At 61.0% G+C, this 18,173-nt stretch carries 17 protein-coding genes; 9 read left to right on the forward strand and 8 right to left on the reverse strand.

Features of this window, described 5'->3' with window-relative positions:
- Window positions 1-219 precede the first annotated feature (219 nt).
- From exaC to ACA066_RS12260, 8 genes are all read left to right on the forward strand, one after another.
- The gene (gene exaC / locus ACA066_RS12225; RefSeq protein ID WP_497699417.1) at window positions 220-1,740 is read left to right on the forward strand and encodes an acetaldehyde dehydrogenase ExaC; all 1,521 of its coding nucleotides are present in this window, start codon (window positions 220-222) and stop codon (window positions 1,738-1,740) included.
- Between the two features lie 265 nt (window positions 1,741-2,005).
- Window positions 2,006-2,077, forward strand: coding sequence for a pyrroloquinoline quinone precursor peptide PqqA (gene pqqA, locus ACA066_RS12230; protein ID WP_003253598.1), 72 nt, complete (start codon window positions 2,006-2,008; stop codon window positions 2,075-2,077).
- A 55-nt stretch (window positions 2,078-2,132) separates the two neighbouring features.
- A complete protein-coding gene (pqqB, locus tag ACA066_RS12235; protein WP_497699418.1) occupies window positions 2,133-3,047 on the forward strand; it encodes a pyrroloquinoline quinone biosynthesis protein PqqB in 915 nt (304 codons plus the stop codon).
- Window positions 3,048-3,194: 147 nt separating this feature from the next.
- Window positions 3,195-3,947: a pyrroloquinoline-quinone synthase PqqC gene (pqqC, locus tag ACA066_RS12240; protein WP_497699419.1), complete on the forward strand. Its 753-nt coding sequence runs from the start codon at window positions 3,195-3,197 to the stop codon at window positions 3,945-3,947.
- Window positions 3,944-4,216 (forward strand): pyrroloquinoline quinone biosynthesis peptide chaperone PqqD, encoded by a 273-nt coding sequence (pqqD, locus tag ACA066_RS12245; protein ID WP_497699420.1) that lies wholly within the window; start codon window positions 3,944-3,946, stop codon window positions 4,214-4,216. The genes pqqC and pqqD overlap by 4 nt, the downstream gene beginning before the upstream one ends.
- Window positions 4,194-5,336: a pyrroloquinoline quinone biosynthesis protein PqqE gene (pqqE, locus tag ACA066_RS12250; RefSeq protein WP_497699421.1), complete on the forward strand. Its 1,143-nt coding sequence runs from the start codon at window positions 4,194-4,196 to the stop codon at window positions 5,334-5,336. Before pqqD ends, pqqE begins: the two co-directional genes overlap by 23 nt.
- A 211-nt stretch (window positions 5,337-5,547) precedes the next feature.
- Window positions 5,548-6,711, forward strand: coding sequence for an alcohol dehydrogenase-like regulatory protein ErcA (ercA, locus tag ACA066_RS12255; protein WP_497699422.1), 1,164 nt, complete (start codon window positions 5,548-5,550; stop codon window positions 6,709-6,711).
- Window positions 6,695-8,422: a PAS domain-containing hybrid sensor histidine kinase/response regulator gene (locus ACA066_RS12260; protein WP_497699423.1), complete on the forward strand. Its 1,728-nt coding sequence runs from the start codon at window positions 6,695-6,697 to the stop codon at window positions 8,420-8,422. Before ercA ends, ACA066_RS12260 begins: the two co-directional genes overlap by 17 nt.
- On the opposite strand, the gene ACA066_RS12265 is transcribed toward ACA066_RS12260, so the two are convergent.
- From ACA066_RS12265 to copC, 5 genes are all read right to left on the reverse strand, one after another.
- Window positions 8,407-9,285: an aldose 1-epimerase gene (locus ACA066_RS12265; protein ID WP_497699424.1), complete on the reverse strand. Its 879-nt coding sequence runs from the start codon at window positions 9,283-9,285 to the stop codon at window positions 8,407-8,409. The two genes, ACA066_RS12260 and ACA066_RS12265, sit on opposite strands and share 16 nt — an antisense overlap.
- Window positions 9,286-9,416: 131 nt before the next feature.
- The gene (locus tag ACA066_RS12270) at window positions 9,417-10,304 is read right to left on the reverse strand and encodes an SMP-30/gluconolactonase/LRE family protein (RefSeq protein ID WP_497699425.1); all 888 of its coding nucleotides are present in this window, start codon (window positions 10,302-10,304) and stop codon (window positions 9,417-9,419) included.
- A gap of 53 nt (window positions 10,305-10,357) precedes the next feature.
- The gene (locus ACA066_RS12275; protein WP_497699426.1) at window positions 10,358-11,176 is read right to left on the reverse strand and encodes an NAD-dependent epimerase/dehydratase family protein; all 819 of its coding nucleotides are present in this window, start codon (window positions 11,174-11,176) and stop codon (window positions 10,358-10,360) included.
- Between the two features lie 339 nt (window positions 11,177-11,515).
- Window positions 11,516-12,373 carry a copper homeostasis membrane protein CopD gene (gene copD, locus ACA066_RS12280; RefSeq protein WP_497699427.1) on the reverse strand — a complete coding sequence of 286 codons (858 nt, stop codon included), beginning with the start codon at window positions 12,371-12,373 and terminating at the stop codon, window positions 11,516-11,518.
- Between the two features lie 3 nt (window positions 12,374-12,376).
- Entirely contained in the window at window positions 12,377-12,742 is a 366-nt protein-coding gene (gene copC / locus ACA066_RS12285; protein WP_497699428.1) for a copper homeostasis periplasmic binding protein CopC, read from the reverse strand.
- A gap of 146 nt (window positions 12,743-12,888) precedes the next feature.
- On the opposite strand from copC, the gene ACA066_RS12290 reads away from it, so the two are divergent.
- Complete coding sequence (locus tag ACA066_RS12290) at window positions 12,889-13,509, forward strand: TetR/AcrR family transcriptional regulator (protein ID WP_084320882.1); 621 nt, start codon at window positions 12,889-12,891, stop codon at window positions 13,507-13,509.
- A gap of 116 nt (window positions 13,510-13,625) precedes the next feature.
- On the opposite strand, the gene preA is transcribed toward ACA066_RS12290, so the two are convergent.
- The 3 genes from preA to hydA all read right to left on the reverse strand — a co-directional run bounded on the left by preA (window position 13,626) and on the right by hydA (window position 17,862).
- A complete protein-coding gene (gene preA / locus ACA066_RS12295; RefSeq protein ID WP_497699429.1) occupies window positions 13,626-14,900 on the reverse strand; it encodes an NAD-dependent dihydropyrimidine dehydrogenase subunit PreA in 1,275 nt (424 codons plus the stop codon).
- Window positions 14,901-16,268: an NAD(P)-dependent oxidoreductase gene (locus tag ACA066_RS12300; protein WP_497699861.1), complete on the reverse strand. Its 1,368-nt coding sequence runs from the start codon at window positions 16,266-16,268 to the stop codon at window positions 14,901-14,903.
- A gap of 154 nt (window positions 16,269-16,422) precedes the next feature.
- Window positions 16,423-17,862 carry a dihydropyrimidinase gene (hydA, locus tag ACA066_RS12305; RefSeq protein WP_497699430.1) on the reverse strand — a complete coding sequence of 480 codons (1,440 nt, stop codon included), beginning with the start codon at window positions 17,860-17,862 and terminating at the stop codon, window positions 16,423-16,425.
- Window positions 17,863-18,173 lie beyond the last annotated feature (311 nt).

Below are 18,173 nucleotides of genomic sequence, written 5' to 3' on the forward strand. Positions count from 1 at the left end.
AGCGAGCTTGCTCCGGGCGGCGTTCCGACGATGGTCGTCAACGATAACGCTGGAAACCTGACACCCAGCGGCGTTCTCGGGCTCATCGCGAGCAAGCTCGCTCCTACTAAATAACGAGAACCCCCCTGCCAACGGCGCATTCGTTCGGCACGCGGGGCTCTCTACTATCGGTTCATCGCCTGTTTGCCCGACAGGCATCGACCCAGACAGAGGCTCACCATGATCTACGCACAACCCGGAACACCAGGCGCCGTCGTCACGTTCAAGGCGCGCTACGGCAACTTCATCGGCGGCGAGTTCGTCGCGCCGGTGAATGGCGAATACTTCACCAACACCTCGCCGGTCACCGGTGAAGTGATCGCCGAGTTCCCGCGCTCCAGCGCCGCCGACATCGACAAGGCCCTCGACGCCGCCCACGCCGCTGCCGATGCCTGGGGCAAGACCTCGGCGCAGGACCGCTCGCGGGTGCTGCTGAAAATCGCCGACCGCATCGAGCAGAATCTGGAAATCCTCGCCGTCACCGAAACCTGGGACAACGGCAAGGCCGTGCGCGAAACCCTGAACGCCGACGTGCCGCTGGCCGCTGACCATTTCCGCTATTTCGCCGGGTGCATCCGCGCGCAGGAAGGCGGCGCCGCCGAGATCAACGAGCTGACCACCGCCTATCATTTCCACGAACCGCTGGGCGTGGTCGGGCAGATCATTCCGTGGAACTTCCCGCTGCTGATGGCCGCGTGGAAACTCGCCCCGGCCCTGGCGGCCGGTAACTGCGTGGTGCTCAAACCGGCCGAGCAGACGCCGTTGTCGATCATGATCTTCGCCGAACTGATCGCCGATCTGCTGCCGGCCGGTGTGTTGAACATCGTGCAAGGTTTCGGTCGCGAAGCCGGTGAGGCGCTGGCCACCAGCAAGCGCATCGCCAAGATCGCCTTCACCGGTTCCACCCCGATTGGTGCGCACATCATGAAATGCGCGGCCGAGAACATCATTCCGAGCACCGTCGAGCTGGGCGGCAAGTCGCCGAACATCTTCTTCGAAGACATCATGCAAGCCGAGCCGCAGTTCATCGAGAAAGCCGCCGAAGGCCTGGTGCTGGCGTTCTTCAACCAGGGCGAAGTCTGCACCTGTCCGTCCCGGGCCCTGGTGCAGGAATCGATCTACGACGACTTCATGAAAGTGGTGATGCAGAAGATCGTCAAGATCAAGCGCGGCGACCCGCTGGATACCGAAACCATGGTCGGCGCCCAAGCGTCGGAGCAGCAATACGACAAGATTCTCTCGTACCTGAAAATTGCTCAGGAGGAGGGCGCCGAGCTGCTCACCGGCGGCGCGGCCGAGCGCCTTGAGGGCGACTTGTCGACGGGTTACTACATCCAGCCGACCCTGCTCAAGGGCCACAACAAGATGCGCGTATTCCAGGAAGAAATCTTCGGCCCGGTGGTGGGCATCACCACGTTCAAGGACGAAGCCGAAGCCCTGGCGATTGCCAACGACAGCGAGTTCGGCCTCGGCGCCGGCCTGTGGACCCGCGACATCAACCGCGCCTACCGCATGGGTCGGGCGATCAAGGCCGGGCGTGTCTGGACCAACTGCTATCACTTGTATCCGGCGCACGCCGCGTTTGGTGGCTACAAAAAGTCCGGGGTCGGCCGTGAAAACCACAAGATGATGCTCGACCACTATCAGCAGACCAAAAACCTGCTGGTGAGCTACGACATCAATCCGCTGGGCTTCTTCTAACCCCACAAAAACACTAGATCCCTGTAGGAGCGAGCTTGCTCGCGATGGACGTCAACGATGACGCTGGAAACCTGACACCCAGCGGCGTCCTTGAGAACATCGCGAGCAAGCTCGCTCCTACAGTTTTTGTTGTGTGTTTAAACACCCCGCAACACCCCCTACCAACGCACCCCACAACCTCCTTCGAAAGTAGCATTCGGGCGCCTGCCGACCCGTGCATTAATGGCTTTACCGGAATCGTCCGGCACAAGAAGAGGATTGACCCATGTGGACTAAACCCGCGTTTACCGATCTGCGCATTGGCTTCGAAGTAACGATGTATTTCGCCAACCGCTGATCGTGCACCCGGCCAGCCGCTGCGTTGGCCGGGCCTGCCTTCTGGAGCATTGCCCATGCACATTCGCATTCTCGGTTCCGCCGCTGGCGGTGGTTTTCCGCAATGGAACTGCAACTGTCGCCAGTGCGCCGGGATGCGCAACGGCACTCTGCGGGCGCAGCGGCGTACGCAGTCTTCCATTGCCCTGAGCGACATCGGTGTGGACTGGGTGCTGTGCAATGCTTCACCGGACATCCGCGCGCAACTCGAGAGTTTCGCGCCGCTACAACCGGCCCGCCGCTTGCGCGACACGGCGATTGCCGGCGTGGTCCTCATGGACAGCCAGATCGACCATTGCACCGGTCTGTTGAGCCTGCGCGAAGGTTGCCCGCATTCGGTGTGGTGCACCGAGCGGGTTCATGAAGACCTGAGCAGCGGATTCCCGTTGTTCACCATGCTCAAGCACTGGAACGGCGGCTTGCAGTGGCAACCCGTGGGGCTGGACCGCGAGCCGTTCAGTATCGCGGCGTGCAAGCATTTGCAGTTTCGGGCGATTCCGTTGGTCAGCAACGCGCCGCCTTACTCGCCCAATCGCGGCAATCCGCAACCGGGCGACACCATTGGCCTGTTCATCGAAGACCTGCGCACTGGCGCGTCGTTGTTCTATGCGCCGGGCCTGGGCCGGATCGACGATGAGGTGTTGAGCTGGATGCAACGCGCCGATTGTTTGTTACTGGACGGCACGTTGTGGCGCGATGACGAGATGCGCGTGTGTGAAGTCGGCCAGAGCCTGGGTAGTGAAATGGGCCACCTGCCGCAAAGCGGACCGGGCGGCATGCTTGAAGTGCTGGAGGGTTTCAGCCGCCAGCGCAAGGTGCTGATCCACATCAACAACACCAATCCGATCCTCGATGAAGACTCGGCTGAGCGGGCGTTGCTGGAGCGGCGGGGCATCGAAGTGGCTTATGACGGCATGAGTATTGAGTTGTAGCTGATGACCCCATCGCCGGCAAGCCGGTCTCGCTCCCACAAGGGACTTGCGGTGTACACAAAACCCTGTGGGAGCGAGACCGGCTTGCCGGCGATGAGGCCAGACCCGACACCGCAGAACCCAACGGTTGTTCCCCGGAGAACCGCAATGACCGACACCCCGATGACCCCCACCGAATTCGAAACCGCCCTGCGCGCCAAAGGCGCGTACTACCACATCCATCACCCCTTCCACCAAGCCATGTACGCCGGCCGCGCCACTCGCGAGCAGATTCAAGGCTGGGTCGCCAACCGCTTCTACTACCAGATCAACATTCCGCTCAAGGATGCCGCGATTCTGGCCAACTGCCCGGACCGTGACGTGCGCCGCGAATGGCTGCAACGGATTCTCGACCACGACGGTGTGCCCGGCAGCGAAGGGGGAATCGAAGCCTGGCTGCGCCTCGGTGAAGCGGTGGGCCTGGACCGTGAACAAATTCTGTCCCAGGAACTGGTATTGCCAGGCGTACGTTTCGCCGTGGACGCCTACGTCAATTTCGCCCGTCGCGCCTGCTGGCAGGAAGCGGCCAGCAGTTCGTTGACCGAGCTGTTCGCACCGCAGATCCACCAATCGCGGCTCGACGCCTGGCCAACGCATTACCCGTGGATTGACGTCGCCGGTTACGACTATTTCCGCACGCGCCTGAGTCAGGCGCGGCGTGATGTCGAGCACGGCTTGCGCATCACCCTGGCGCATTACGTCACCGTCGAAGGCCAGCAGCGGATGCTGGAAATCCTCCAGTTCAAACTCGACGTGCTGTGGAGCATGCTCGACGCCATGAGCATGGCCTACGAGCTGGAACGCCCGCCGTATCACACGGTGACAACCGAGCGCGTCTGGCATCGGGGGATCGCGCTGTGAGCGTGATCAAACGTGCGCAGTCACCGACCTTGCGCCAGGGTTATCGCTTGCAGTGGGAGCCGCGCCAGGACTGCCATGTGCTGCTGTACCCCGAAGGCATGATCAAACTCAACGCCAGTGCCGGGCAGATTCTCGATCTGCTGGACGGTCGGCGCAGTGTGGCGGCGATCATTGATTTAATCTCGGCGAGTTTCCCCGGTGTGCCGGGGGTCGACGAGGATGTGCTGGCGTTTCTGGAGGTGGCCCATGCTCAATTCTGGATCGAATGAGTCGCGTCCGGGACCACCGCTGTGGCTGTTGGCGGAGCTGACTTATCGTTGTCCGCTGCAATGCCCGTATTGCTCCAATCCACTGGATTTCGCTCAACAAGGCGCGGAGTTGAGTACCGAAGAATGGATTCGCGTGTTCCGTGAGGCGCGGGAAATGGGCGCCGCGCAACTGGGCTTTTCCGGCGGCGAGCCGTTGGTGCGCCAGGACCTGGCGGAGTTGATCAAAGCCGCACGGGACATGGGTTACTACACCAACCTGATCACCTCGGGTATCGGTCTGACCGAACAGAAAGTCCGTGATTTCAAGGTCGCCGGGCTCGACCACATCCAGATCAGCTTCCAGGCCGCCGACGAAGCGGTCAACAACATGCTTGCCGGCTCGCGCAAGGCTTTCGCGCAGAAGCTTGCCATGGCCCGCGCGGTGAAAGCCCAGGGTTATCCGATGGTGCTGAATTTCGTCACCCATCGGCACAATATCGACCGCATCGACCGGATCATCGACTTGTGCCTGGAGCTGGAGGCGGATTTCGTCGAACTGGCCACGTGTCAGTTCTATGGTTGGGCCGAGCTCAACCGCGTGGGCCTGTTGCCGACCCGCGAGCAATTGCAGCGCGCCGAACGCATCACCAATGAATACCGCCAACGGCTTGAGGCGCAGGGCCATCCGTGCAAGCTGATCTTCGTCACCCCGGATTATTACGAAGAGCGTCCCAAGACCTGCATGAACGGCTGGGCCAATCTGTTCCTCGACATCACCCCGGACGGCACGGCGTTGCCCTGTCATAGCGCCCGGCAATTGCCGGTGACGTTTCCCAATGTGCGCGAGCACAGCATCGAGCACATCTGGACCGATTCCTTCGGTTTCAACCGCTTTCGCGGCGACGACTGGATGAAGGAACCGTGCCGCTCCTGCGATGAAAAGCACAAGGACCTGGGAGGGTGCCGCTGCCAGGCGTTCATGCTGACCGGTGACGCCGCCAATGCCGACCCGGTGTGCAGCAAGTCGCCGCACCACGGCATCATTCTCAAAGCCCGCGAGGAGGCCGATGCGCCGGGGCAGGGGATGGAACACTTGACCTTGCGTAATGAGAAAGCATCGCGGCTGATCTATCGCGGATGAATTGCCCGCAGATCCCCTGTAGGAGCGAGCTTGCTCGCGATGGTCGCCAACGATAACGCTGGAAACCTGACACCCGGTGGCGTGCTCCGGTTCATCGCGAGCAAGCTCGCTCCTACAAGGGATTCAAGGTTGATCTTTGGTCTGATTGCATTCACAGCCGGATGGGTTAGTGTGGCTTTACCTTTCAAAACAATAAAAAACAGGCTTTCCAATGAGCCAGAGTCTCAGCCAGCTGCGTAAATTCGTTTCCCCTGAAATCATCTTTGGTGCTGGCTGTCGGCATAACGTCGGCAACTGCGCCAAGACGTTTGGCGCCCGCAAGGTCCTGGTGGTCAGCGATCCCGGCGTGATCGCCGCCGGTTGGGTCGCCGATGTCGAGGCCAGCCTGCAAGCCCAGGGCATCGATTACTTTCTGTATAGCGACGTTTCGCCCAACCCACGGGTCGAAGAAGTCATGCTCGGGGCCGAGCTGTACAAGGAAAACCACTGCGATGTGATTGTGGCGGTCGGCGGCGGCAGCCCGATGGATTGCGGCAAGGGCATCGGTATTGTCGTCGCTCACGGGCGCAGCATCCTCGAGTTCGAAGGGGTGGACACCATCCGCGTGCCCAGCCCGCCGCTGATCCTGATTCCGACCACCGCGGGCACCTCGGCGGATGTCTCGCAGTTCGTGATCATTTCCAACCAGCAAGAACGCATGAAGTTCTCCATCGTCAGCAAAGCGGTGGTGCCGGACGTGTCGCTGATCGACCCGGAAACCACCCTGAGCATGGACCCGTTCCTGTCGGCCTGTACCGGCATCGACGCGTTGGTACATGCCATCGAAGCGTTCGTGTCCACCGGTCACGGTCCCTTGACCGACCCCCACGCGCTGGAAGCGATGCGCCTGATCAACGGCAACCTGGTGCAGATGATCGCCAACCCGAGCGACATCGCCCTGCGCGAGAAGATCATGCTCGGCAGCATGCAGGCCGGGCTGGCGTTCTCCAACGCGATCCTCGGCGCGGTGCACGCCATGTCCCACAGCCTCGGCGGTTTTCTCGACTTGCCCCACGGCTTGTGTAACGCGGTGCTGGTGGAGCACGTGGTGGCCTTCAATTACAGCTCCGCGCCGGAACGGTTCAAGGTGATTGCCGAGACGTTCGGTATCGATTGCCGAGGCCTCAATCACCGGCAGATCTGCGGGCGTCTGGTTGAGCACCTGATCGCGTTGAAACACGCCATCGGCTTCCACGAAACCCTCGGTTTGCACGGCGTCAGCACGGCGGATATTCCGTTCCTGTCGCAACACGCCATGCACGACCCGTGCATCCTGACCAACCCGCGCGAATCCAGCCAGCGCGATGTCGAGGTCGTCTATGGCGAAGCCCTCTGACGAACAACAACGCGCGCTGGCCGGGTTACTCGGATTAGGCAGCCACTCGGCGCGCAAGAGCCATTACCCGGAACTCGCCGCGCGCCTCGACGAGCTCGAAGCCGAGCGTAATCGCTACAAGTGGCTGTTCGAAAATGCGGTGCACGGGATCTTCCAGGCCAGCCTGCTCGAAGGCATGCGCGCCGCCAACCCGGCGCTGGCGCGGATGCTGGGCTATGAAAACCCTCAGGACGTGTTGTTTTCCCTGGCTGACCTGGCAAGCAACCTGTTTGTCGGCGGTGCCCGGGAACTGGAAAATATCGGTGAGATGCTCAGGCATCAGGGCAGTCTGCACGGCTATGAAACCCAGTTGCGACGCAAGGACGGCAGCAGCCTCGACGTACTGATGAACTTGCTGCTCAAGCCCGATCAAGAGGCGCTGGTGGAGGGGTTTGTCGCCGACATCACTGAACGCAAACAGGCCCAGCAACGGCTGCAACAGCTCAATGACGAACTGGAACAACGCGTGACCGCGCGCACCGACGAATTACTCGAAGCCAACCGCAACCTGCAGCAACAGATCACCCAGCGTAAACAGATCACCGAGGCCTTGCGCGATGCCCGTGACGCGGCCGAGGCCGCCAATCGCAGCAAGGACAAATACCTCGCCGCCGCCAGTCATGACCTGCTGCAACCCCTCAACGCCGCGCGTTTACTGATCTCGACCTTGCGTGAGCGCAAACTGCCGGACGTCGAACAGGTGCTGGTCGAACGCACCCATCAGGCCCTGGAAGGGGCGGAAGATTTGCTCACCGATTTGCTGGACATCTCCCGGCTCGATCAGGCCGCGGTCAAACCGGATGTCGCGTTGTACCGCCTCGATGAATTGCTCGGGCCGCTGGTGTCCGAGTTCCGGTCAGTGGCCGATGCGGCCGGGTTGCGTTTGCGCGTGCACATGGGCGATTTCGCCATTCGCACCGACCTGCGCCTGATGACGCGCATCCTGCGCAACTTCCTCAGTAACGCCTGCCGCTACACCGATGAAGGCAGCATTCTGCTCGGGGCCCGGCGTCGCGGCGATCGACTGCGTCTGGAAGTGTGGGACACCGGGCGCGGGATCCCGGCGGATCGCATCGATTCGATCTTCCTTGAGTTCAATCAACTGGACGTTGGCCGCGCCGCCGACCGCAAAGGTGTGGGGCTGGGGCTGGCAATCGTCGAGCGCATCGCCAAGATCCTCGACTACCGGATCCAGGTGCATTCGCTGCCGGGACGCGGTTCGATGTTCAGCATTGAGGTGCCGATTTCCCATGAGGTTCCGCTACCCATCAGCCTCGCGGCGCCCCAGCCGGGTACCGGCAATCCATTGCCGGGCCGGCGCTTGCTGGTGCTGGACAATGAAGTGAGCATTCTGGAAAGCATGAGCGCATTGCTCGGGCAGTGGGGTTGCGAAGTGGTCGTCGCCACCGACGAAACCTCGGCACTGGCGGCGTTGCAGGGCCAGGCGCCGGAACTGATTCTGGCGGACTATCACCTCGATCACGGGGTGGTGGGGTGTGAGGTGGTGCGACACTTACGCGAGCATTTCAGCCAGACCATTCCGGCGGTGATCATCACCGCCGACCGCACCGATCAGTGCCGGCGCTCCTTGCAGCGACTGGATGCGCCGTTGCTGAACAAACCGGTGAAACCCGGCAAGTTGCGCGCAGTGCTGAGTCAGTTATTGGGGTAGGCGCGGTATTGCAGGCTGAAACCCAGTTCGGCGGATTGACCTTGCTCCAGCAACACCAATCCCGGACGGCCGGGCAAGTGGTGCGCATTGACCGGATGGCTCACCGGTTCGATGCAGAAAAACGCCAGGTCCACCGGGCAGTAGAGCAGGTAGTAAGCGCTGCCGTGGGCCTGGCATTCCAGTTCATAACCGAGGTCGGGTTGCTGGATCAGGCAATGGCCATCCCATTGGCAGAAACCGTTGTCGACCAGCGTGTCAGGCAAAGCCTTGAGTTGCTGAAAGTCCCAATCGGCGGGCAATGCGCTCAGTTGTGTGGGCAGTTTGGCAGCGTCGCATAACCAGACTTGCCCGGCTTTTGCCTGCAACTGCGTGCCGGCAGTGCGCGGCAGATACGGGTGCAACCCCAGACCATGCCACGCGGCGAGTTCGGCCAGATGCGTGACATGCAGCTCGATGCTCAGTTTGCCGTCGCTCAGGTGGAAACGCTGCCGGGCGCGGTAAGCGAACGGCGTGGTGCTGTCGAGTTGCAGGACGACTTCATCCTGCGTCTGCGAAACCACCTGCCACGGCTGCTGCCAGGCGTTGCCGTGAATCGGCAGCGGATCGGTGAGGCTGTTGGGCTCGAGCGCGAGCCAGCCATCCGGGCGATCGAAACCACCGTCGGAAATGCGGTTCGACCACGGCACCAGGGGAAAGCACCCGAGCTTGCCGGGCAGGCCGGTGTTGAGCGCGTGAGCGTCACTGTGGCGCAACAGCGGCTGCCCCGAGCTGCGCACGGTCCAGTTGACGGTGCTCGCACCGAGTTCGGGGGCGAGAGTGAGGAGGGTGAGTCCGTCGTTGAGTTCGAGCAGGGTTGGCGTCATGTTGACCCGCGATAGGAATGAGTACGGGGATAATTTGTAGGAGCCGGCTTGCTGGCGATGGCGGTCTCAAGTACGCCATCGTCGGAACGCCGCCCGCAGCAAGCCGGCTCCTACAGGTAACGCGTTTTCAATCAGTGGTTGAAGCGAGGTTCCGGCAAACCTTTTACGCCGGGATCAAGGGCGAACACGCCCCCGGCCAGAGACTGTGGGTCGTGGTCGTCACCGGGGCGGATCGAGGTCACGAACAGCGTGTCCAGTCGGCTGCCACCGAAGGCGCACATGGTCGGTTTTTTCACGGGTACTGCGAGTGAGCGATCGAGGCGGCCATCGGGGGTAAAACGGTGGATCAGCCCGGCGTCGTTGGCGCAGATCCAGTAGCAGCCGTCGTCGTCTACCGCGGCGCCGTCGGGGCGACCGGGGAACTGATGCATGTCGACAAACAGCCGTCGGTTGGACGGCGTGCCGCTGTCGGTGTCGTAATCGAAAGCCCAGATTTGCTGGACCGAGGGATGAGAGTCCGACAGGTACATTGTGCGGCCATCCGGGCTGAAGCCCAGGCCATTGGGCACGATGAATCCACCCAGTTGCGCATCGAGCGGCCCGCGTTGTCCGGCACTGTAGCGATACAACGCGCCGTCCGCCGCATTGGCGCCCATGTTCAGCACCATGCTACTGGCCCAGAAGCGCCCCTGACGGTCACAACGTCCATCGTTCAGGCGCATGTCCGTACGGGAATGGTCGACGTGCGCCAGCAATTCACTGTCGAGGCTGCCGTCGTTGTGCGTATTAAGGCGGAAGAACCCGCTTTCCATCCCGGCGACCCAACTGCCGTCAGGGCTGCGCACGATGCAGGCGAGCATTTCCGGCGCGGTCCAGGCCTCGACATGGCCGGTTTCGGCACTCCAGCGTTGCAGGCCCCCGGCGGGAATGTCGACCCAGTACAGGGCGTTTTCCTCGGAAACCCAGACCGGGCTTTCACCGACCCCGTTTCGGGCATCGACAATCAATTCGGCTTGCATGGCGACTCATTCCCTTGGTTTTTTGTTGTGGGGATCAAGTGAAACAAGGGGGTTCAGTCACCGAACGGGCCGGACGCGACAAAGGCACCACCCTGATAAACCATGGCCGGGTCATCCGCGGCCGGCATCGGTTGGGCTTCGACTTTTTCGCGGAACACTTCAGACGTGTCCTGTGGTGCGTAACCCAGGGCGGTAGCATAGCGGTTATCCCACCAGACCTTCTTGTTGTCGGAGGCACCGTAAACCACGGTGTGGCCGACGTTCGGGGCGTACAGAGCGCGTTCGATCAAATGGGTCAGGTCGCCGAAACTCAGCCAGGTGCTCATCATCCGACGGTTTTGCGGTTCCGGGAACGAAGAGCCGATGCGGATGCTGACGGTCTCGATGCCGTAGCGATCGAAGTAGAAACTGGCCATGTCTTCGCCGTAGGACTTGGACAAACCGTAGTAACTGTCCGGGCGGCGAGGGGAGCGGGCGTCGATCACTTCATCCTGTTTGTAGAAACCGATGACGTGGTTGGAACTGGCGAAAATCACCCGCTTCACGCCATGGCGGCGCGCAGCTTCGTAGATGTGGAATACGCCGCAGATGTTGGCGCCGAGGATGTCTTCGAACGAATGCTCCGTCGAGACGCCGCCGAAGTGCAGGATCGCGTCCACGCCTTCGACCAGTTGATGGACGGCTTGCTTGTCCGCCAGGTCGCAGGTCACGACTTCTTCGCGGTCATCGATGGCGGGTGCGATGTCGGCGATGTCCGACAGGCGGATCACATTGGCGTAAGGCCGCAGGCTTTCGCGCAGGACTTTACCGAGGCCACCGGCGGCACCGGTCAGCAGCAGGCGATTGAAAGGGGCGTTGGGCGTAGTGGTCATGGCAGTTCCGGGACGCAAATTATTGTTGTCAGAATCGTTGTAGGTTGTCGTATGACCTGGTCGGAGTATCGTTAGGCTTTCCGGGTCTTGTCAACGCGACTTTTGTGGAAATTGACGGAGGGTTCTGTGGGCAAAGTGGCTTACCTATGGCAAAGGAGATCCTGTGGCGAGGGGATTTATCCCCGTTGGGCCGCGAAGCGGCCCCAAAACCTGAATCTCCATTTCTTCAGGTAAACCGCACGCCGGATCGACGACTGCTTCGCAGCCGAACGGGGTGGTGCGGCATTCCGATAAATCCCCTCGCCACAAAAGGTCGCTCCCATAGGGGATGTGTATGTTTCAGCCGGTGATCATCGGGGGCATGGTGCCCAGGAGGGAGACCGCGGCCACTGCGCCAATCCCCAGCAGCCATTCCAGGATCGCGCTGGTTTTGAGCGTGGCCAACCGCTGCTCGCAATCCTTGATCCTCAACCGATTGAACAGCGCCAGCCCCAACATGACGGCGACCAGTACAACCTTGATCAGTAGAATCAATGCGAAACCGGACAGTAGCGGTGTAGGCCAGAACTGCCCGGTCAATACCCGCACATTGATCAGCCCCGTGATAACCAAGCCGGCCACCAATGCGTAACCCACGCCGCTGAAGCGTTGCAGTATTTCGCGAACGGCATGGCCAGCCGGTTGCCGCAAAATCATCACCAGCAACATCAACCCGCCCAACCAGGCTCCGACACACATCAGGTGAACGATTTGATTGAGGATCAGCAACTGGCCGCTGAGACCATCAAGCATCGCCCCGTGGCCGACCGGCGCCAGAGTGGCCAGCAACAGGCCGCTGAGGATCAGGCGCAAGGACGGGTGGGTGCGCAGCGGCGTCAGGAGCAAAACCACCAACAATCCGTTGAGCAGCAGATGCCAGGTCCAGACCTGACCAAAAAACGTATTGCCCAGCACCAACCGCAAGGTTGACGGATCGAATGCCGCCGCCCGGTCCCCGGCCATGCTGGCGGTGATCAGCAGCAACCAACAGACACCGCTGACCAATGCCACTGCCGCGAGCCAACGGCTGACTCGCGCCAGAGATGGCCCCGGCAACGTCTCACGGCCCAACAGTAATGGCCTGAATACCCAGGCCCCGAACAGCATCAGCACCACGGTGAAATGCAGGAAACGGCACAGCACCATCGCGCTCGTCATGAATTACTGGCCAACCTTGAAGCTGTACGCGCCTTCGCTTTTGTGGGTATCGACCGACACCGCGTGCCATTCGACTTTGTAAGTACCCGCCGTCAACGGCGCTGCTGGCGTCACGATCAAGGTCTTCTTGTCGCTGCCTTCGGTGGCCAGGCTTTTCACCGGCACGTCGGTGCCGTCCTTGCTGATCGTGACTTTGGTGAACGTCGCTTCCACACCTTCGGAAAACTCCAGACGCAGTTCCGAGGGTGCACTCACGGTGCTGTCGGCGGCCGGGGTCTGGCCTTTCAGATGGGCGTGGGCAAACACCGACGAGGCGGCGAGCAACGAGCCGAGCAGGGCGGCGACGGTGAGTGTTTTCTTGAAAAGCATCGTGGATACCTCAGAGGCAGGTTCGAAGAAGGGCGACAGTTTAACTGTGGGCGCGAGCGGGCGGGTGTACGAAGTTTCGTTTTCCTCTGTCGCCGCGATGTAGAGCGGATGTTAGTCTTGAGCAACGCTGTTGTCAGGGAGCCCTCATGGGCAATCACAAGATCGAGATTCGCCGCAGTAACGTCGAAAAAATCCTGCTCGGGGCCGAAAAGGTCTTTGCCGAAAAAGGCTTCGGCGGTACCGCCATGGCCGACATCGCCGCCGAAGTGCAACTGCCGCGTTCCAACCTGCATTACTACTTCAGCACCAAGACCGAGTTGTACAGCGCCGTGCTGTTCGATTTGCTGGAGGTGTGGAAGCAGGACGCCCTGTGTTTCGAGATGTTCGATGACCCGCGCGTCGTGCTCAGCAGCTACATCCGCGCCAAGATGAACCACTCCCGCAGCCGGCCTTACGGCTCGAAAGTCTGGGCCAACGAAATCATCCACGGCGCGCCGACGCTGGGTGTCGCGCTGGACGCCAGCCTGTACGACTGGGCCAAGATGAAAGAGGCGAAAATTCGCCAGTGGGTGGACGACAAACGCATCCTGCCGGTGGAGCCTTCAAGCCTGCTGTACATGATCTGGGCCTCGACCCAGCATTACGCTGACTTTGATCATCAGGTGAATATCCTGAACGATCATCAGCCGCTGTCGGACATGCAGTTCGAGCGGGCGGTGCAGACGGTGACGAGTGTGATTTTGCGGGGGATCGGGTTGGAGCCGTGAGTTTTGCGGTGTGGCTGACGGCCTCTTCGCGGGCAAGCCTTGCTCCTACAGGATTTGCGCATACCCTGTAGGAGCAAGGCTTGCCCGCGAAGGCGTCAGTTCAGGCGCCGAAGATTTCAGACCGCAACGTGATACGGATTCCTCGGATCATGATTCCAGTCCAGAAACGGCTTCCCGTTCTCCATCGGCACCATCTCGATGCAGTCCTGTACCGGGCAGGTGATCTGGCACAAATTGCACCCCACACACTCCTCATCGACCACTTCATATTTATGCGTGCCGTCCGCCTGCTTGACGCTCGCCACCGCCTGATGCGAAGTGTCTTCGCAGGCGATATGGCAACGCCCGCACCCGATACACGCCTCCTGATCAATCTTCGCAATCACCTGATAGTTGATGTCCAGGTACTTCCAGTCGGTGGTATTGCCCACGGCGCGCCCGGAAAATTCCGATACGCTGGCGTAACCCTGACTGTCCATCCAGCGTGACAAGCCATCCTTCATCTCTTCGACAATCCGGAAACCATGCAACATCGCCGCCGTGCACACCTGTACCGAGCCGCTGCCCAGCGCGATGAATTCCGCCGCGTCGCGCCAGTTGCCGATGCCGCCGATGCCGGAGATCGGCAAGCCTTGAGTCTGCGGATCGCGCGCAATCTCAGCGACCATGTTCAGCGCAATTGGCTTCACCGCTGAACCGCAATAACCGCCGTGGGTGCTTTGGCTGCCGACGGTGGGGTTGGCGACCATGCGCTCCAGGTTGACGCTGGTGATCGAGTTGATCGTGTTGATCAGCGACACCGCATCGGCACCACCGCGATGGGCCGCACGGGCGGCGACGCGGATGTCGGTGATGTTCGGCGTGAGCTTGACGATCACCGGCAGCGAGCAATACGTCTTGCACCAGCGCGTAACCTGTTCGACATACTCCGGCACCTGACCGACCGCCGCGCCCATGCCCCGTTCCGGCATGCCGTGCGGGCAGCCGAAATTCAGTTCGATGCCATCGGCACCCGTAGCCTCCACCAGTGGCAGGATTTGCTTCCACGACTCTTCGACGCAGGGCACCATCAACGACACGATCAACGCCCGGTCCGGCCAGTCCTTTTTGACCTGGGTGATTTCCCGCAGGTTGATCTCCAGCGAGCGGTCGGTAATCAGTTCGATGTTGTTGAAACCCAGCACCTCACGGTTGGCCCCGAAGTGCGCCGAGTAGCGCGACGACACGTTGACCGCCGCCGGGTCTTCACCCAGGGTTTTCCAGACCACACCCCCCCAACCGGCCTCGAAGGCGCGGACCACGTTGTAGGCCTTGTCGGTCGGTGGCGCGGAGGCCAGCCAGAACGGATTGGGGCTTTTGATGCCGGCGAAGACAATCGAAAGATCGGCCATTTACGCAGCCTCCACGTTGAGCATCAGTTGAGCGTTGATGGCCTCGGCCGCCAGTTTGCCGTGCTGCACTGCCTGCACGGTGAGGTCCTGATCGAGGCTGGTGCAGTCACCGCCGGCATACACGCCCGGAATGCTGGTGCGCAGGTGTTCATCGACCTGAATCCGATCCCCCTGACGCTTGAGTTCGCGAGCCAGCGGATCGCTGAGGGCGCTTGAATCGAAGGCCTGGCCGATGGCTTTGAAGATCGCATCGGCGGCCAGTTCGAAGGTTTCGCCGGTGGTTTGCAGTCGACCTTCCACCAAATGTGTGCGAGCGAAGCGCATGCCGCGCACGTTACCTTGCTCGTCGAGCAGTACTTCTTCGGGTTGCGCCCAGGTCAGCAAGCGCACCTGATTGGCCTTGGCAATGTCCTGTTCGTGGTGGGTGGCGCCCATTTCCTCGACGCCGCGGCGGTACACCAGATTCACGTCATGTGCGCCGAGGCGGGCCATTTGCACGGCCATGTCGATGGCGGTGTTGCCGGCACCGAGGACGATGCAGCGGTCGGCCAAAGGCAGTTGTGTCAGATCATCGGCCTGGCGCAATTCACGGATGTACTCGGTGGCGGCGAGCAAGCCGGGTGCCTCTTCGTGGGCCAGCCCAAGCTGTTTGCTGGCGTTGAGGCCGAGCCCGAGAAACACCGCGTCGAATTGCTGATGCAGTTCGCTGAGGGTTAGGTTTTCACCGAGTTTCTGCCCGTGACGGATTTCGATGCCACCGATCTGCAGCAGGAAATCCAGTTCCTTCTGCGCGTAATCGTCCACCAGTTTGTACTTGGCGATCCCGTATTCGTTGAGGCCGCCAGCCTTTTCCCGTGCTTCGAAAATCACCACGTCATGACCATGCATGGCGCTGCGATGGGCGCAGGACAAACCGGCCGGACCGGCACCGACCACGGCGATGCGCTTGCCGGTGGCTGCGGCGCGAGGGAAGGGGTGTTCGCTGAAGTGCGCGTTGTCCACGGCGTAGCGCTGCAACAGGCCGATCAACACCGGCGCGCATTCATGGGCGTTGTTGCGCACGCAGGCTTGCTGGCAAAGGATTTCCGTCGGGCAGACCCGGGCGCAACTGCCGCCGAGGATGTTCGCCGAGAGGATTTTCTGCGCCGCGCCTTGCACGTTGTCCTGATGGATATTGCGGATGAACGAGGGAATGTCGATGTCGCTCGGACAGGCATTCACGCACGGCGCGTCGTAGCAATACAGGCAGCGCGAGGCTTCGAGGTGCGCCTGACGGTCGTTGAGCGGCGGCGCCAGGTCGGTGAAATGGCCGGCGAGGGCGGCCGCATTCTCGTAGGGATGCGGGAGGTGGTTCAGGGTCTTGATCACGGGGTTGGCCTCACGGTTGTTGAGGTAACTGCCTCTGGTGGGCATTGTGTTTTGTGTCGCCTATGCCGGCCCCATCGCGAGCAGGCTCGCTCCCACAGGGGAATGCATTTCAAATGTGGGAGCGAGCCTGCTCGCGATAGGCCGAAGGCCGCTCTCAGCGTTTCACAGCTGTCGGCCTGTTCAACTCCGCCCGCTTGCTCAGCAAATCAAACACCGCCGGATACGCCGGCCGCTCGATATACCGCCCGGCCCCACGCTCGGCGCGCAAATCACCATCGGCCCAGACCACACGGCCCTGGCTGATCGTATGGCTCGGCACCCCGCGTACGGTCTTGCCTTCGAAGATGTTGAAGTCGACTTGCTGGTGATGCGTCTTCGCCGAAATCGTCCGCGAACCTTCGGGGTCCCACAGCACCAGATCCGCATCGGCACCGACGCGAATCGCACCCTTGCGCGGGTAGAGGTTGAAGATCTTCGCGGTGTTGGTGGAGGTGAGCGCCACAAAGTGCTGCATCGACAAGCGCCCGGTGTTCACCCCTTCATCCCACAACACCGCCATGCGGTCTTCGATACCGGCGGTGCCGTTCGGGATCTTGCTGAAATCGTCACGACCAGCCGCTTTTTGCTCCGCGCAAAAACAGCAGTGGTCGGTGGCGGTGGTGTGCAGGTTGCCGGATTGCAGCCCATGCCAAAGTGCTTCCTGATGGCCGCGAGGACGGAACGGCGGGCTCATCACATAACCGGCGGCGGTCTGCCAGTCCGGGTGTTGATAGACGCTGTCGTCCAGTAGCAGATGTCCGGCCAACACTTCGCCGTAGACTTGCTGGCCCTTGCTGCGGGCGTAAGTGATTTCGTCGAGCGCTTCCTTGGTCGACACGTGAACCAGATACAGCGGCGTGCCGAGGGTTTCGGCGATGCGGATGGCCCGGCTCGCCGCTTCGCCCTCAACCTGAGAAGGGCGCGACAGCGGATGCGCTTCAGGGCCGGTGATGCCCTGCGCCATCAGCTTGCGTTGCAGGTGATAAACCAGCTCGCCGTTTTCCGCATGCACTGTCGGCACCGCGCCCAGCTCCAGGCAGCGTTCGAAACTCGCTACCAACGTGTCATCGGCCGCCATGATCGCGTTCTTGTAAGCCATGAAGTGCTTGAAGCTGTTGATGCCGTGTTGGCTGACCAGCTCGGCCATCTCCTCGCGGACCTGATCGCTCCACCAGGTGATCGCGACGTGGAAACCGTAATCCGAGGCCGACTTCTGCGCCCAGCCGCGCCACTGATGAAAGGCCTCCATCAGCGACTGCTGCGGGTTGGGAATCACGAAGTCGATGATCGACGTGGTGCCCCCGGCAAGGCCTGCCGCCGTGCCGCTAAAAAAGTCTTCACTGGCCACGGTGCCCATGAAGGGCAGTTGCATGTGCGTGTGCGGGTCGATGCCGCCGGGCATCAGGTATTGGCCGCTGCCGTCGAGCACTTCGGCGCCCGCCGGAACATCAAGATTGTCACCGATGGCTTTGATCACGCCGTCGGCGCAATAGACGTCGGCGCGATAACTTTCATCATGGGTAATAACGGTGGCGCCACGGATCAACAGAGACATTCCGAGTTCCTCGCAGGCAATGACCGACTGGTGCCGGTTCTAAATGTTTTATATGAAGCAGGCGTCAACAGGAGTATTCCTGCCAACACTGTCAGGAATAGAAGCTAGTATGAGTTCATGGAATCAGCAAGAATATTTTTTATAAGCATATAACTGGTTTAAGTTATTGAAATATAAGTACTAAAACGATTAATCACCAAAATGGTGAGCCCTCTCACCATTTTGACGCACTTGACAGGTTGTAAAAATGGTCAAGATTTCTTATGTGAAATCAGGCGCTTGAGGATGGTCTATGGTTGATGCGCAACTTT

The sequence above is a fragment of the Pseudomonas sp. LBUM1651 genome (genome assembly GCF_059716135.1).